Annotated in this window: 11 protein-coding genes and 1 pseudogene; 7 read left to right on the top strand and 5 right to left on the bottom strand. The window is 42.3% G+C overall.

What is annotated here, in order from left to right:
• Positions 1-112: 112 nt before the first annotated feature.
• The 3 genes from NYR25_08265 to NYR25_08255 all read left to right on the top strand — a co-directional run bounded on the left by NYR25_08265 (position 113) and on the right by NYR25_08255 (position 3,594).
• Positions 113-1,681, top strand: coding sequence for a BCCT family transporter (locus NYR25_08265; GenBank protein ID UWF33565.1), 1,569 nt, complete (start codon positions 113-115; stop codon positions 1,679-1,681).
• Positions 1,682-1,752: 71 nt separating this feature from the next.
• Complete coding sequence (locus tag NYR25_08260; GenBank protein UWF33564.1) at positions 1,753-2,226, top strand: S-ribosylhomocysteine lyase; 474 nt, start codon at positions 1,753-1,755, stop codon at positions 2,224-2,226.
• A gap of 171 nt (positions 2,227-2,397) precedes the next feature.
• Positions 2,398-3,594: an MFS transporter gene (locus tag NYR25_08255; GenBank protein ID UWF33563.1), complete on the top strand. Its 1,197-nt coding sequence runs from the start codon at positions 2,398-2,400 to the stop codon at positions 3,592-3,594.
• Between the two features lie 569 nt (positions 3,595-4,163).
• Here NYR25_08255 and NYR25_08250 read toward each other — a convergent pair.
• On the bottom strand, positions 4,164-5,591 hold the full coding sequence (locus NYR25_08250; protein ID UWF33562.1) for a glycoside-pentoside-hexuronide (GPH):cation symporter: 1,428 nt from the start codon (positions 5,589-5,591) through the stop codon (positions 4,164-4,166).
• 300 nt (positions 5,592-5,891) lie between these two features.
• Between NYR25_08250 and NYR25_08245 the strand changes: the two genes are divergently transcribed.
• Complete coding sequence (locus tag NYR25_08245) at positions 5,892-8,387, top strand: DUF4968 domain-containing protein (protein UWF34731.1); 2,496 nt, start codon at positions 5,892-5,894, stop codon at positions 8,385-8,387.
• Here the strand turns inward: NYR25_08245 and NYR25_08240 are convergent.
• Positions 8,374-9,054, bottom strand: coding sequence for a GntR family transcriptional regulator (locus NYR25_08240; GenBank protein ID UWF33561.1), 681 nt, complete (start codon positions 9,052-9,054; stop codon positions 8,374-8,376). The genes NYR25_08245 and NYR25_08240 overlap by 14 nt on opposite strands.
• 193 nt (positions 9,055-9,247) lie before the next feature.
• Here NYR25_08240 and NYR25_08235 point away from each other — a divergent pair, with 193 nt between their 5' ends.
• The 3 genes from NYR25_08235 to NYR25_08225 all read left to right on the top strand — a co-directional run bounded on the left by NYR25_08235 (position 9,248) and on the right by NYR25_08225 (position 14,325).
• Positions 9,248-9,802, top strand: coding sequence for a hypothetical protein (locus tag NYR25_08235; protein ID UWF33560.1), 555 nt, complete (start codon positions 9,248-9,250; stop codon positions 9,800-9,802).
• A gap of 264 nt (positions 9,803-10,066) precedes the next feature.
• Entirely contained in the window at positions 10,067-11,869 is a 1,803-nt protein-coding gene (pepF, locus tag NYR25_08230) for an oligoendopeptidase F (protein UWF33559.1), read from the top strand.
• A gap of 236 nt (positions 11,870-12,105) precedes the next feature.
• The gene (locus tag NYR25_08225) at positions 12,106-14,325 is read left to right on the top strand and encodes a BspA family leucine-rich repeat surface protein (GenBank protein UWF33558.1); all 2,220 of its coding nucleotides are present in this window, start codon (positions 12,106-12,108) and stop codon (positions 14,323-14,325) included.
• Between the two features lie 72 nt (positions 14,326-14,397).
• On the opposite strand, the gene NYR25_08220 is transcribed toward NYR25_08225, so the two are convergent.
• The 3 genes and pseudogenes from NYR25_08220 to NYR25_08210 all read right to left on the bottom strand — a co-directional run bounded on the left by NYR25_08220 (position 14,398) and on the right by NYR25_08210 (position 16,778).
• Positions 14,398-14,544 carry a hypothetical protein gene (locus NYR25_08220; GenBank protein ID UWF33557.1) on the bottom strand — a complete coding sequence of 49 codons (147 nt, stop codon included), beginning with the start codon at positions 14,542-14,544 and terminating at the stop codon, positions 14,398-14,400.
• A 615-nt stretch (positions 14,545-15,159) separates the two neighbouring features.
• A pseudogene (locus tag NYR25_08215) lies at positions 15,160-15,890 on the bottom strand (hypothetical protein).
• Positions 15,891-15,935: 45 nt separating this feature from the next.
• Positions 15,936-16,778, bottom strand: a complete 843-nt coding sequence (locus NYR25_08210; GenBank protein UWF33556.1) for a hypothetical protein — start codon at positions 16,776-16,778, stop codon at positions 15,936-15,938.
• Positions 16,779-16,867: the final 89 nt, after the last annotated feature.

Raw genomic sequence — 16,867 nt, 5'->3', positions numbered from 1 at the left:
AATTAAATACGCCAGCCGCGTTGCTTTTTTAGTACCGCAGTCTTAGAACTATTGGGAGGAATTTTTTATCTTACACAGTAAGAATGTCGATCGAGCTGTCTTTTTACCAACGATGGTATTATTTGGGATTGTTTCTATGATCCTGATCGTAGGCGGCCCAGCCGTTCAGCAATTAATGAACGCGTTGTTGTCATTCGTTACCAGCAAATATGAATGGATGTATATTTCCATTTATGTGATCAACTTTGTTTTCTTCTTGTTCTTGATTTTTAGTAAATACGGCAAGATTCGATTTGGCAAAGCTGATCCTGATCACGATTTTAGCGGTTTTCAATGGGGAAGCATGGTGTTTGCGACGGCAATTGATGCCAGCATCTTAATGCTAAGTGCTTCGGATCCGTTGCAATATCTGCAACACCCCGCGTTTGGTGCCAAACCCTTATCCAAAGCGGCGTTTGCGTACGCGAACGTAGTTGGTGAATTTAATTGGGGCCCGATGGCTTGGATGATGTTTGGGACCGCGACAATCGCGATTGGTTATACGATGTACGTGAAAAAAATTCCGGTGCGGCGGTTAAGTACCGTAATTCCCGTTTTGCGTGGCGATCAGCTGTACAAAAAGGTATTACGGCAATTAATCGACTTTCTCGTGGTGTTTGGCATCATGGGTGGCATTGGTTCGTCGATTGGGATGGAAATCCCGGTCATTGCCCGCGTTTTGAGTATTATCGTGGGCATCAAGGATACTTTGTATCTAAAGTTGTTTTTGTTCTTTATTCTATTGATTTTATTCTCACTAACGGTTTACGCCGGGTTAAACAAGGGGATTAAAAAGTTATCCGCTTGGCACATTTATCTGGCAATCATTTTCTTAGCGATTGTCCTTTTGGTTGGTCCTACTAAATTCTTGGTAGGTTCAGAAGGACAGACGCTAAAATTAATGGGGCAACACTTCACGGCGCTATCCTTTAACAAGGCCAACGCCGGCACGAACGGATTTGCCCAACATCAGACCCTCTTTTACTGGGGCTGGTGGTTAGCTTACATGCCGGTAATGGGCTTGTTCATTGCCCGGATTTCGCACGGAAAAACGATTCGGCAAATCATCATTGGAATGATGACTTACGGAGTTGGCGGGTGCCTCTCCTTTTACGCAGTTCTCGGGGGCTACGCATTGTGGTTACAACAATCCGGTACGTTGAACATCGTGCACATTTTAAATACGCAGGGGCAAGCAGCGGTGCAAGCGGCTTTGATTACCACTTTGCCGATGAATAAATTGATGCTGATTTTGTTCTGCGTCTCGTGCTTTATCTTTTTGGCAACCACGATTTCGTCTTCCGCGTTTATCGTGTCGTCCTTTACTAGTTTGGACTTATCCAACGGGCGGCAACCTAGTCGTTGGAACCGGATGACCTGGGTCGTTGTATTTATCTTCTTCTCACTGGGAATCGTAATTGTCGGTGGCTTTGAAGTCGTTCAAGCAATTTGTACGGTAGCCGGCTTCCCACTGATTTTCGTGTGTGCGTTACTGCTATACTCCATCTACAAGGACGTTACCAGCTACGCGCCAATGCAAGCGAAGGTTCCCAGCTATTTGCCAGTCGTTCATTTACGGCCAATGCAACGCTTGGTCTTTAATCACCACTTATTGCACAACCTTAGTCAGGATGATTTCTAAAAGGAAGACTTTTGGGAAAATTCGGCTTACAATAGGGATGTAACCAATATTTGATGAAGGGATGAGTTTCTATGGCAAAAGTAGAAAGTTTTGAATTAGACCATACCAAGGTTAAAGCACCTTACGTACGGTTGATTACTGTCGAAGAAGGCAGCAAGGGTGACCAAATTTCCAATTTTGACTTACGACTTGTTCAACCAAACGAAAACGCAATTCCAACGGCAGGTTTACACACCATTGAACATCTGTTAGCAGGATTAATGCGGGATCGGATGGACGGAATTATTGATTGTTCCCCATTTGGTTGCCGGACGGGCTTTCATTTAATCGTTTGGGGTACCCCAACGACTACGGAAGTGGCCAAAGCGTTGAAGGGCTCTTTAGAAGCAATCGCAAACGACATTAAGTGGGAAGACGTTCCGGGAACCGACATTTACAGTTGTGGAAATTACCGGGACCACTCGTTGTTCTCCGCAAAGGAATGGGCTAAGAAGATTCTTGCGGACGGCATTAGTGACCAACCGTTTGAACGAAACGTGATTTAATCATTAATTAAATAGCAATTTAAAGAAAGAGCGGTGACCAACTTTAGTCACGGCTCTTTTTGAACGGGAAAGCCGTTTTTCCCAAAAATTACCATTCTGCATGATAAGACAGGAAAATTATTTCGTGGTAGTATGTAAGAATATGAAAACGAGCAAAGGAGATGAGCGCCAATGGATGCTAAAAACAAAAAGACCTTGTGGATTCTGATTGCCGGAAACCTATTGATCTGTCTGGGAATCGGGTTGGTAATCCCGGTAACTCCCTTTATCAAAAATTATTACCATTATTCCACAACTCAAATGGGGATTATGACTTCGTTGTTTGCTTTTTCGCAGTTCATTGCCTCTCCTTTGGTCGGACGACTTTCGGACCGAATCGGACGAAAACCGTTGATTGTAGCGGGGTTGTTTTTGTACGCCGTGTCCGAAGTGATTTTCGCGTTATCTAATTCGCTGATCTGGTTTAACGTATCCCGGGTAATCGGGGGATTGTCGGCGGCATTATTTGTCCCAACTTCCATGGCCTTAGCGGCAGACGTAACTACCCCGGCACAACGAGCGCGGGTGATCGGTTGGATTTCAGCGGCCTTTAGCGGTGGTTTAATCCTCGGACCCGGAATTGGCGGCGTTTTGGCAAACATCAGCTATAAAACGCCATTCTGGGCCGCCGCAGCATTAGGGTTAATTTCAACGATATTCACGTACGCGGTAATGCCGAAAATGGAAGTTATTCGTGAAATTGCCCATGAAGAACATGACGATGAGCCCCAAGCGGTTAAAAAGACGGGCGCGCTCCGCGACGTCTTAACCGCACCGTTAATCATTTTGTTCACGATGATTTTCGTGGCGGCGTTTGGCCTTCAGGGCTTTGAAAGTATCTATAGTATTTACGTAAACCAGGTGTTTGACTTTGGGTTAGGGACCATCGCGTTAGTGTTGACCTTTAACGGAATTTTTTCACTGATTCTACAGGTGTTTATTTTCGATTGGCTGGTTCGGAAAATGGGTGAAGTCAATTTAATCGGGGCGTGCTTCTTGATTGGGGCAATTTTCGTCTTTTGGATTACTCAAGCGCACACCCAAATTGAAGTAATTATTGCCACATTGGTAGTCTTCTCGGCCTTTGACATTTTGCGGCCAGCAATCACCACCTTGTTAACTAAGGAAGGCAAAAATAACCAGGGCTTAATTAACGGGTTGAACATGTCGTTAACCAGTGTTGGGAACGTAATCGGCCCGATTCTCGCGGGGATGTTAATGGATTACAATACCCACATCCCATACCTATTAGTAGCCTTAATCCTATTCATTTCGTATGGAATTACTTTTGCGGTTAAGCGCGTGATGAAACACGAAGCGCAATATTAAAACAAAAGAGTGTGGGACAAAGATCTAGTAGTTTACAAGCATTAACTGAAATTGACCATTATGCCTGGATTTGGCATAATGGTCAATTTTTGGTTAAGTGGAACAAAATGGCTTTGGGCACCCGTTTTAGCTCTATGGCAGTCAAAATATCAAAACATTTTTTTATCCTTGAAAAGTATTACTATGGTTTCTTTCACTCTTTTTTGTTTGGAGATTTTAGGGGTTGGTATGCGAGATTGTTACGTGTGCTCCACAATCCCAACTCCTTCCGGTTAACCAAAATAAGGCCTCAACCGCCTAAGACGCAGTTGGTACCTTAACTTTTAATAGCTTTATTACTATGTTATATAGCCAAAATGTGCTCCAGCCTTCAAGGCTCTGCGGTCAACCAAATTAGCCGTCCAATCGCCACCCCAGCGATTAGCTGTCTAATCCAGTTGCTCCTCAAGCCTTACCCGAAGGCTTCCGCACTCTGATGAAAACGAGCTCCACACCCCAACTCCTTCCGGTTAACCAAAATAAGGCACCAACCGCCTAAGACGCAGTTGGTACCTTAATTAAGTTAATCCTCAGGAGTTACCCGGGGTGTTCCGCACTCTATTTTCTTCATGCAACTCTTCCAATTTTCTTGCATTTTCCGTGACCCGCTTCTTACTTAACGGGTAGAAGAATAGCAGCAATAGTGCCGCTACTGACAAACACACCGTTGGAATTCCCGTCGCTAAGTTGTAGATCCGGTGAATTACCGTTGCGCTTTGTTCTGCGCCGCCGCCGGTTGAAGATTGATATCCAATAAAGGTTAGCATGAATCCTCCAAAGCCACCCGCAATTGCTTGAGCAACTTTCCGGGCGAAGGAATTGACCCCGTACACAATCCCATCTTCCCGGACGCCAGTTAGTACTTCGTGATTATCAATTACGTCGGTAATGAATGCCCAAACCATTAGGTTAAACATTCCCGCACCTAACGAACCAAAGAATAGCATAACTAAGTAGAAGCTTGTACTTTGGGTATGGACAACCAACAGGATACCGTACATTAAGGCACCAAAGAGCAGGGCCACGATGGAAGTTTCTTTGCGGCCAAACCGTTTGGTAAGGAAGTTGCTAAACGGTGCCAGCAAAATCACGGTCGCAAAGTTGAAAATCAACGCAATCGACATCGCGGCCTTATCCTTAAAGTAGTCGTTAAAGAGGTAGGAAATCATCGTTCCAGAGAGGTTTTGGTTAATTACGATCATAATATCGATTAAAACTAAAACAATTAGGGCCTTATTTTCAAACATCCCCTGAACCAGCCGAGAAAGTGGAACCTTTGCACTTTTTTCGGTCCGAATCCGTTCGGTGGTGAGGTGAATGGTTAATTCATAACAGCCCCAGCCGAGAAAGGCACACACTACGACCACCCAGAAGAAGCGGGTTCCCGAAATCTTTTGGGTAGCGCCAATGTAAATAAATAGCGGGATAATGTAACTGGTAATTGCACTTCCCAGCGCAGATCCCAGTGCCCGGAAGGTAGAAAGGGAGGTCTTGTCATTAGGGTCGCTACTAATTGCCGCCGCCATTGAGCCATAAGGAATGTTGACGCAGGAGTAGAAGATTCCCCAACCAAGGTATGTAATGAATACAAAAACGAGCCGAATCGGCAACGCCCAGTCCTTAACTACCGGCACAAATAGAAGAACCAGAAAGATGAGGAGCGGGTATTGCATCCGTGACATCCAAGGCTTGAAACGGCCACTTTTATGTAGCTTACTGTTATCGACCAACCGGCCCACGGTAATGTCAGCAAATGCGTCCACGAACCGCGCGATTAAGAAGAGAATTCCCACTTGGGCACCAGTTAAACCAAGAACGTTGGTGTAGAAAATCATTAAGAAGGAATTAACAACGTTAAACGAGAAGTTATTACCAATGTCGCCAAACATGTAGCCGACTTTATCCTTAATGTTAAAAGGGGCTGCGTCGATGGTGACCGTTTTTTGGGTTTTGTCCAATGTACTTCACATCCTTAAAATTAAATCAAAATAATTGCTAAACTGATACACAAGTACACTGTAAGAATAACATCAAAAGAAAGCGTTTTCAATAAAACGGGATAACTTGGCAAAAAAATACCATTGCCTTGAATATAAGCCATTGTGTAACGTTTTTTGGCCAAAAAGATGGTCAGAAGTTAAGTTTAAAGCCATAAATATTTAATATTGACAGCGCTTTCATTGGGCTATAAAGTAAGTGCATAACCAACATCTAACATATTACTTAACTAATTTTTTTCCGAGGACGGGGTGGGCATGATGAAAACAAGCACCAAAATATTGGAAATCCATAACCAGAGTGACTTCTTAGATATAAATACGAACGGCGCCCGGTTTCGAATTTATTTACTAGACGAAAATATTATTCGAATTAAGGGGACGTTTGCCGAAGACTTTGCACCGGAACAATCCTATGCGCTGGTAAAAACGGCGTGGGCGGATTCTACCGACGGGTTGTTGGGCGAAGAGCGGCAACGGGTGACCCCAATCCCCATCGAAGTGACGGATTTAGATGATTGTTACCAGGTGACTAATGGAAAGTACGTACTCAATATCTTTAAGGAGCCGTTTTATTTTGAAATTCGGGACGAAAACGGACGGGTGGTCCACCAAGATTTACCTAATCGGGCTTTTGTGGAAGATGATTTTGGTCGTGAATATCACTACAGTCGAATGGGGGACACGAATAAATTCTACGGCTTTGGTGAGAAATCAGGTAAATTAAATAAATTCAAACGTCGAATGCGGATGCATAATACCGACTCCCTAGGGTGGAACGCGCAGAAATCAGATCCGCTTTATAAAATGATTCCGTTTTACATTGATTTTGATCCGACCGAGCAAGTAGCGAGTGGGTTGTTTTACAATACGGCTCGTGATTCAGTTTTTGATATGGACTGCGAGCACAGCAACTACTGGCTCCGGTATAGTTATTTTCAATGTGACGGTGGTGATTTAGACGTCTTCTTTATCGGCGGACCGACCATTAAAAAGGTCGTTGAGCATTATACCGATCTAACCGGCAAATCAGCAATGGTTCCCACGGCTTCCTTTGGTTACATGGGGTCGACCATGTTTTACACCGAATTAGCTGAGCACGCGGACGAAGCAATTATCGACTTTGTGGAAACTTGTAGGCAAAACGACATTCCTTGTGATGGCTTCTTTCTGTCTTCGGGATATACTGCGGGCAAAAATGGCAAACGCTATGTTTTTAACTGGAATAAAAAGCGGTTCCCCGATCCCCCAAAATTTGTGGCCGAACTAAAGCGACGTGGTGTTCTCTTAGCTCCTAATATTAAGCCAGGGATGCTAGCTACCCATCCGTTGGCAGCGAAGTTTCAGCAAAAAGGTGCTTACGTGAAAACCCCGGACGGGCAAAAAGCTCAGACCGACCAATTTTGGGGCGGTCCCGCGTACTTTGTAGATTTTACCAACGCGCACGGGCGGGAAGCTTGGAAAGCCGAAATGAAAAAAGCGCTAATTTCCCTGGGGATTACGTCAATTTGGAATGATAATAATGAATATGAAATCAATAATAATCAAGCTCGGGTTGATGCGGAAGGGCAACGGCGGACCATTGGCGAAGTTAAGCCAATCATGTCGACGATGATGGCAAAGGCTGCTCAAGAAGCGATTAACGAGGCAGCACCTGACCAACGGCCTTACTTGGTTAACCGGGCAGGTTTCGCTGGAATTCAACGTTATGCGCAAACTTGGGCTGGAGATAACTATACGAGTTGGACAAACCTAAAGTACAACATCCCCACCATTTTAGGGATGGGCTTGTCGGGAGTGGCTAACCAGGGGTGCGATATTGGTGGGTTTGATGGTCCGCTTCCGGAACCGGAATTGTTTGTGCGTTGGGTTCAAAATGGAATTTTTCAACCACGTTTTTCGATTCATTCCTGCAATACGGATAATACCGTGACCGAACCGTGGACCTATCCTACTTACACCCACTATATTCGTGATGCCATTAAGTTACGGTATTCATTAGTTCCGTACTTTTACTCTTTGTTGTATGAAGCAGCAACGGTGGGCTCACCAATTATGCGACCCCTAGTTTACGAGTTCCAAGCGGATCCGCGCGTAGCCGAAGAAAGCTTCGAATTTATGCTTGGACCAGCACTACTGGTCGCCAACGTGGTTGAACCGCAACAAACTAGCAAAGCAATTTATTTGCCAAAGGGCGCGCGTTGGTTCGATTTGCATAACCACCAATATTATGATGGAGGCCAGACAATCACTGTGCCGGTAGATTTAGGCAGTATTCCGATGTTTTTGCGGAGTGGCAGCATTTTGCCAACTAGTCCAGGATTGAATAATATTCATAATGAACCAATTGAGAAGCTCCGAATTTTGGTAGAACCAAGTGAAGCTGCTGAATTTACTTTATATGAAGACGACGGGGTTTCTAACGACTACCAAAAGGGAGTATCCTTAAAAACCCGGATTCAAGTGAACCCGACCAAACGGAACGTGGTCTTAGATTTTCAACGGACGGGCAGTTACCCAACAAAAGTTAAGGAATTGGAATTGAGCGTGGGTTGCCCGACGGTTGCCCCAGTCACGGTAAAATTAGGTGGGCGTGAGCTACCGAGGTATTTGAACGCTGCACGGTTTGCGACGGCTGCGGAAGGTTGGTGCTACGACGGAGAAACTAAACAGACAACGATTCGTTTTGCGAATCCTACCACTGCCGATTTTGGAGTCGCCGTTAACTTTAGCGTTAAGGATCTTATTTCGATTTAACCTCCCCAATATTTTGAAAATAGTCGGGATAACCTTCTACCACCCGTTGCTTTTCCTCGAGCATTAGATGGAGGTGTTGGCGGACAAGAAAGTTGAGTTCGTCAAGGTCGTGGGCCACCACTGCATCAAAAATTAGTTGGTGCTGTTGGAGCAACTTTTGCCAGTCTAGGTCGAGTTTCTTCAAACGGAGCCGGCGAAACCGATTGAGTTGGGTATTGTTGCCGAGTAACCATTGCCAAACTAAGTCCTTGTGGGCAGCTTTATAGAATTCGTGGTGAAACGCTTGATCGAGGTCAAAAAAGGCGTCTGGGTTCATCGCAACGGTGCTTTGAGCCTGGTCGGATAAATTGGTCCGAAGCTTTTGCAAAAGTTGTGGATTTGCTTGGGTAATTACGGTGGTCATGATTTGTGGCTCGATGCATTCCCGGACAAAACGACCTTCCTCGGCAATTTTTAAATCAATTTTAGTGATGTAGGTACCGCTCTGGGAAATGACTTCGATGAGTCCTTCGCGTTCAATGCGAATTAGAGCCTCCCGGACCGGAGTACGCCCCAGTGATAGCTTGGTCGACAAGGTTTTCTCGGAAATCTTTTGTCCCGGGACGTAATCAAAATGGATGATCCGATATTTAATTTGGTTGTAAGCATCGTTACGTAAATTGTCCATAAAATCGCCTCCGCTTTCGGTAATTAGGTTAAGGTGGTCGTAAAAAGAAAGCCCTTTTTCCATTATAATTTTAAAAATGAAAGTTCACAACGAATGCTCAAGAAAGCTGGACAGGGTGTAGATTATGCCACGTAAATATCTTTTTAGTTTAAAAAGATATATAATAGAACCGTAGAGGATTGGAGGAGTATTTATGCTAAATAGATTTAACCGGTACGCAGAATTGAAGCGGGTAGCGCTCACTTTGATTGAAATGGATGCGGTTCCAAACGTAGAGCTCCGGCTAGCACAAATTATTGCGCGTGGAATCGATGATACTTTTGTTCCGGAGAACGTCAATCCAGAGGAAATTGAAGAATATTTAAGGACCCGAGCATTACACTTTTGGTTTTACCCGTCAATGCACATGGATAAGGTGGTTCCTAAATTGGCGAAAGAAGTTGCTGATAAGTGGGAAATCCAACGGGGTGATGAGCCCATGTTAGAGGCGTGTTTAGAAACGGTAATGTCTTATTACCCGGACGAAGCTGATTATAAAGTAGATTCTACGCTGGTCACGTCCGATGAAATAGATCCTTACCAAACCCATCCGATTGATACTAACTTGGGAATTTATCTGGCTAGTAACCCTGATACTGAAGATTTAGCAACCATAGACGGCTTTAACGTAGCAAAGATTAACGGGTATCTAAATAGCCAGGGGGTTCCTGGAATTCCTGGGGTGCAGCTAAAACGTAGTAGAGTTTAAATAAAACAAGTAAAATCAGGATTGGGAAACTTCCCGATCCTTTTTATATGGATAGCGTATGGCTTAAAAGTACGGTACTTTGCTACGGAGGCGAAACGCGTACCAGAACCCCAATCTTCCCGGTTAACTAAATTCCGGCTTCGATCGTCTAATACGCGATTAAAGCCGGAATACTGTTAAACATCGAGATTTCCCCGGGCGCTAGAGCGCTCTGTAGTATAATATTCCCCATCAACCCTAAACACATTAATATAGGAGGACACCATGGCTAAAAAACAACCTACCCGTGCAGAAGTTCCCGTTGAACTAACTTGGAACGTTGCGGACATTTTTGCTACGGAAGCGGATTTTAACGACGCAATTACGGCCGTTAAGTCGCAAATTGAAGATATTCAAAAACTTGCCGAGAAGGGAGTGCAGAATGCTCACGATTTACTTGCGGCTACTAAATTACTCTACGAGAGTGAAGAGGCAGTTCTAAAAATTTATGGTTACGCTGCTCGCGTCAACGATGGCGATACGGCTGACCCGCATGGCAACGATCTTTTAAACCAAGCGCTGTTGGTTTTAAATAAATGGGAGGCTGCTGTAGCATTCTACGATCCGGCAATTACGAGCCTTTCTGTTGAACAGCTTGACCAGTTCTTAGAAGCAGAGCCGGCTTTGAAGAAATATGAATTCAATCTCCGGCGGGTGCAAGCCCAAGCAGCGCACACATTAACTCCAAGCGAAGAAAAGTTATTGGCCCAATTACAACCAGCCATCGACGATGCGGCAGAAATTTCTGCTAAATTAGACGATGCCGACTTAGATTTCGGGATGATCAAAGATGAAAATGGGGAAGAGGTCCAATTAACCAACGCCACTGCAAGTGAATTTGCACTTTCACCAAGTCAAGAAATGCGGATGAAAGCTAGTCGCCAAGTTGCCAAAGCGTACCGGTCCATGCGGAATACCTTTGCGGCAACGCTCCGTAGTCACGTGCACGCCCAAAATATTATGGCTGAAATTCGCCACTTTAAGAGTGCTCGTGAAATGAATTTAAGCGACCAAAAGATTCCCGAAACGGTTTATGACACGTTAATTGAAACCACGCATGAACACTTAGATTTGATGCACGATTACTATGCTTTCCGGAAGTCATTCTTAGGTTTGCAAGATATGTATCAATTTGATCGTCACGTTCCGTTAGTTGCGGACGCCAAGTTAAGTTTGTCGTTTGAAGAAGGCAAAAAAGCAACCATGGCCGCGTTGGCACCGTTAGGTAAGGATTACCAAGCGCATTTACAAACTGAATTTGACCAGCGTTGGATTGACGTTGCGGAAAATAAGGGTAAACGAAGCGGTGGTTATGAAGATGACGTTTACGGAGTGCATCCGTACATTTTGTTAAACTGGAACGATATCTATGATAGTACTTCCACTTTAGCTCATGAATCGGGCCATGCTTTACAAAGTGTTTACACCGATCAAGCGCAATCTTTCTGGTATTCTCAATATCCAATTTTTATTGCGGAAATTGCCTCTACATTAAATGAAAGTTTACTTAATCATTACATGCTGGAAAAGTACGCAGATGATCCCCAAATTAAAGCCTTCATTTTGACCCAAAATGTGGATAATTTTATTGGGACAGTTTACCGGCAAACCCTCTTTGCAGAGTTTGAACACTTTATTTATACCGAAGACGCTGAAGGAACGACCCTCACCCCTGATTTGATGGCCCAGAAATTTAACGGGCTTTTCAAGACTTATAATGGGGCAGCGGTCAGTGATTTGCCATGGAAGGACGACACCTGGGCACAAATTCCACACTTCTACTATGACTATTACGTATACCAGTACGCGACTTCAAAGGCAATTGCGACGGCGTTGGCAGACGACATCATTAACCAAAAGCCCGGTGCGGTCGAGCGCTATAAAGAATTCCTGTCAGCAGGCGCAAGTGATTATCCGGTGGAAATTGTTAAGCGAGCAGGAATTGATGTTACGAAACGTGACTACCTTGACCAAGCATTTAAGGATTTTGGACGTAAAGTCAAGGAACTAAAAGAATTGTTAAGGTAATTATGAGAATTTCCGTATAAATATATCTGTCTGTTGTTGAAGACCAATATTTTGGTAATTAACAACAGATTTTTTTATGGAAAAATCATTAGGATTGCTAACGAGAATAGCGGTGTATAAGCGTTATTAAAATAAAACGGTTTTTGTAAGTGTTTTCACTTGTGTTATTGTTACCGAAGCTTATACAATTAGATTGTAAAATGTTGAACAATCGATTTGTACAAGGGAGGTTCGTAATGACTAATAATCTACGTTACATAACTAAGAAATGCTTGGTGATCGCAGGGGCAATTATTGCCACGTTGCTGATTACTACCCAACTAGCGATGGCGGCGCAGAAGAATGTGCGTGGGGCGGTCATTGAATGGGGAAATTCTACCTGGACGCTGGCAGATGACGGCGAATTAATTTCAGCAGGCGGCGATATTGGACAAGCGCCACCGCTACATGATGTTCTAAGTAACAATGGAATTGAACCTGAGCAAGTAAAGAGCATTGAATTTACTAAGGCTACTAGCGCACATGATATTAGTGATATGTTGGGGAATTTGCCTAATTTACAGAAAATTACTAAGCTTGGTAATTTGGATTACTCAGGAAGTGCTGAACAAATGTTCCGCGATGATTCAATGTTAAAGATAATAGATATTAAAGACTTTAATACTAGCAAAATTACCGATATGACCTATATGTTCTGGAATACTGCATTCGACGAGTTAGATTTAGGTAACTTTGATACTAGTCAAGTTACTAATATGACAGGAATGTTTGACGGTACGGGCAACTTAAAAAAATTAGATTTGCGTAGTTTTGACACCAGTAATGTTAAAAATATGAAATATATGTTTTATAATTCAAATGTTTCCGAAGTGAATTTATCATCTTTTGACACTAGTAACGTAACTGATATGATGCAAATGTTTTTGGAGACTAAAAATCTGACCAATTTGGATTTGTCTAATTTTGACACATCAAATGTTAATACGATGAATGAAATGTTTGTTAGCACAACGAATTTAAAAACGGTAAATATGTCTAATTGGGATACTTCGAAAGTAACCAACATGAACCACATGTTTTCAAACTCCGGTGTTGAGAAATTAGACTTATCATCCTTTACTATCACTAATGACATGGACACTGCTGATATGTTCATAGTATGCCGTAACTTAAAGCAACTGACCTTAGGTAAAAAGAGTCAATTAAAGGATGATATGAATATCCCCGACGTCCCGACTGCCGACGGTTACACTGGTCACTGGCAAAACGTGGGTAACGGCACCGTTGACGACCCCGCTGGCAACCACGTTTGGACTTCAACAGAGTTAATGTCTAATTTTGACGCGCCAACAATGGGCGACGATACCTTCGTATGGCAACGGAAACCAGCAACAATCAATATTGGCGAAGCTACCGATTATAAAAGCGACCCGGTCCTGAGCAAGTACGTGCCCACGGCAGTGGATCCGCTACACCCATATCGTTACAACGTGGTCTTAAACAACGATTATCCTTTTTACACCAAGGTCGAAGATGGTCAGACAGAGAAGGATAACATTGCTAATTTAGGGGATAAGTCGGGAACGACGGTTTATAGTCAAGCTGAAATGCCTGGTACGTATACTTACCCAACTGGTAAACGAGCTGGGCAAGCGACTAAATTTATTAAGGTAAGCTTCGATGGTAACCAATGGTATTGGGTTGACCAGCATGCGCTTAACCTAGATTTAAAATCACGTTACCCAGCAGTAAATAATCAAGGAATTGCTTTGATAGACGACCAATTTTTAGGATCTACTAATACGTATGGCAACTACGATATGGATGTTAATTCGCAAATGATTGATAATGCCTATAACCCGGACGGCCAAATTATTTATCAAAGCTCCGCTAAAGAAAGTGATTTTACGGGCGAAAAAGACCCTGCCAAAGCTGTAAAAGTCTTTGAAGATAACTTAGATCGAGCGGCAAGGAGTTGGAATGACGTTTTAGGAAAAACAGTGCTCGTTAAAGCAGCGGATACAGATAAGAAGGTTACTTTAAAAGTGAGTGCTAATCCCATAGGAGCAGGTAGCGCAACGCTAAGCGGTAATACCGGAATCGATATTGATTTAGTAAATCATGCACTTGATACCAATGATGAAAATTACGCAACTAATGCGCTATTCATTGTAATGCGTCATGAATTAGGGCATAGCTTGGGACTTGATCACACTTCTAATGGGCAATATTACGGGATGCCTGACGGGTATGCGTTAAGTATTGATGACGATGTAATGAATGCGGTTCTAGTGATTAATGCTGATTATGAGGCTGTTAATCAAAAGACCATTACCCCTGAAGATGTTGGTGCAATTAAATTAATCTTAGCCAACCATAACTTTGAAAATCCACAACCACAAACTAAGAAGGTAGTAACTACCAAGCAAATTGATCGGGCAGTTCCTAAATCTTAAAAGTAAAAAAGAAGCAACATAAAAAACGGAGACCCAAATTCACAAATTCGGTCTCCGTTTTCATTTGGTTGTTTAAAACTCCGGTAGGTCCGCTAATTCATAGCGGTTATTAAATTCTTTGACTAGCACTTCTTGAAGCAATTCTTCTTCGCTTTGTTGATCATTTTTGTCAAATAGTCGCATATTATTTTCAAATAGAATCATGAGTAATAATTCCATAAGCAACTGACGACTCCCCTAAAAATAATTGAAGGATGGTTTATCATGAACATTTAAAAATAATAATTGGTCTTTAGAAGAAAATTTAGTTAGTTCAGTCCCGTATTCAATTCGGTGAATTATTGAAGCCACAATTTTGAATGATTTATTAGTAATCTCCACCAGGGCAGCTACGTCAAAATCCCAACACGTGAATTCTGACGGATAAAACTAATATTTAGTAGGAACTTCAAATACGTTCGTTTTTGCGAAAAACTTGTCATAAAATATACGGACCGTCTCCTAACATGACTAGCATAGTAGGAGATTATTTTTAGATGTGATTTAATAAATCCAGTTTAATTACCTAATTAAATTATAATCCCTCCTTTTCACGGTAAAAACACACCGTGAAGTTAAGGAAGCGTCCATAAATTTTTTGTAACTCAACATTTATAATATGTAAGTTATCGATCAATTCTTGATTAGGTTCGTTATTTAATACGCAGCATGACACGTTGAATCGTTTTAAGGACCGATTTCGGGCTACAACTTTTTCTGAAATGTCTATGTTATTTGTGATCGTGTAAGTAGTGCAATAATCGTTAATAACAATTTTAGTATAGATGTTTTTTATTACTTATGTTCAAGCCACGCACTACTAATGCTCTGAAATCCCTGGAAAATGGTACTGATTTTCCGGCCGTGGACTAGGCGATCGGCAAAGTATCGATAAGCAACGTAATTTCCTAGTTCCATGTCGTGATTACCTAGGGCGGCAGTGTCGTCCCCCTGTTGTACCTTCACTTGGCTGTCTGAATAAATTGGATTATAATCCCTAAGTATTCGATAAGAATTTCTCGACTTCCGGCAATGATTCCCATATTCATGGTAGGCAACAATTGGTTTTCAGCGATGAACTTCTTAATAAAAAAGGGGTCACGATCGCTGTATAAAATACGAGTGTCACCCATGATTCCCCATTCATCACCCATATAAAGCTTACCGTTCTCCATGGAATCAAACGGATAGTTAAGCATGGTTACATCCGAGGCATCCGAAATAATGGCTTTTTCAATTTCCGGATGAGCTTGAAGGAACTTAAATGCTAGTATAAGCCGGTGGAAGAATACCGTTAGACCTGTATATTCCTTCGCCAGGTCCATATGGATGATGTGAAAACCATCTTCATCTTTTTCTTCATCGCTATTGGTTAGCGTATACAAAGGTACTTTAAAACGGCCTAGTGACTGAGCCAATTTTTGGACTTTTTCCGCAACATTAACGTTGCTATTATCAATAATGTGATAATAATTATCGACGTTTACGATGAATTCAGTAATAACTACGTTAGGTTCAACATTCATTTATATTTGCTCCTTAAAATTACTAAAAAATTTCTAACATCCTAGTTATGCTAGTAGTTCGTAACGAGCAGTAAAATGGTTATTTAAAACATGATTTACAAGTTCAGTGTCTGAACTTTGATTGTCAGTATTTAACAAACGATTATTATTTGCGGTTATTAGCATAATTAACAGCTCTAAAACAACGGCACGGCCTCCGGCGCAATAATTAAAAGCGGGTTGACTGTCGTTGTTGGACAACAATATCTGGCCAGGCTTCTTAGGAAAATTAATTGTCATATCTTTAATTTCGGTACGGGCGATAACTACATCTTCTAATTTGGGGTGCTCAATTAAATATTTGTAGACTTCCTTAATGAAAGAAAATAAACTTTCGTCGTGGACCACGGGCGAAACGTTGTAACCACGGCGAGTAAGGTTGGTAGTTACTTCCGAATTAAAAAGACCTTGGGGGATGAACACCATGTTACTACCCCCGATAGTTCGAGTAGTAATTGTTTGAGCGTCGTAAAAGGGATAATTAATAAGCATCCCTCGATACTGACTATCATTAGAAGAGGTTAGCTTAATTACATTAGTAGCATAGAATCCATTTTTTACTAATTTGCCTTTTTTTACAGAATCATTATCACGATGATAGATGATAATTTCTTGTTGTTTCTCTTCAAAATTCCAACGATAGTAGTCGGGTGGAATGAAGCCCAGTTTTACGGGAAAAGTGATTTTGCCATTTGGCATAAACTCCATTCCCAAAAGTGCATATTCATGCTCAGGACCGTATAAAGGAAGTACTTGAGGCGTGTTTTCATAAGGAGCATCAACAGAAATATTTTCATAAAACCAAAAACGGTTACAAATTGCATCAATAAATTGTTCTTTACTTAGCATAAGTTTTCCTCCAATGTTACTTAGGCGCTCGTCAATTACCTATCTGTTTTTAACGAGCAAACAACCAAAATATTTTTGGTTGTTGTAAT

The sequence above is a fragment of the Pediococcus acidilactici genome (assembly GCA_024970065.1).
Lineage (GTDB): Bacteria > Bacillota > Bacilli > Lactobacillales > Lactobacillaceae > Pediococcus > Pediococcus acidilactici_A.
This window is presented reverse-complemented; position numbering and strand designations above follow the sequence as displayed.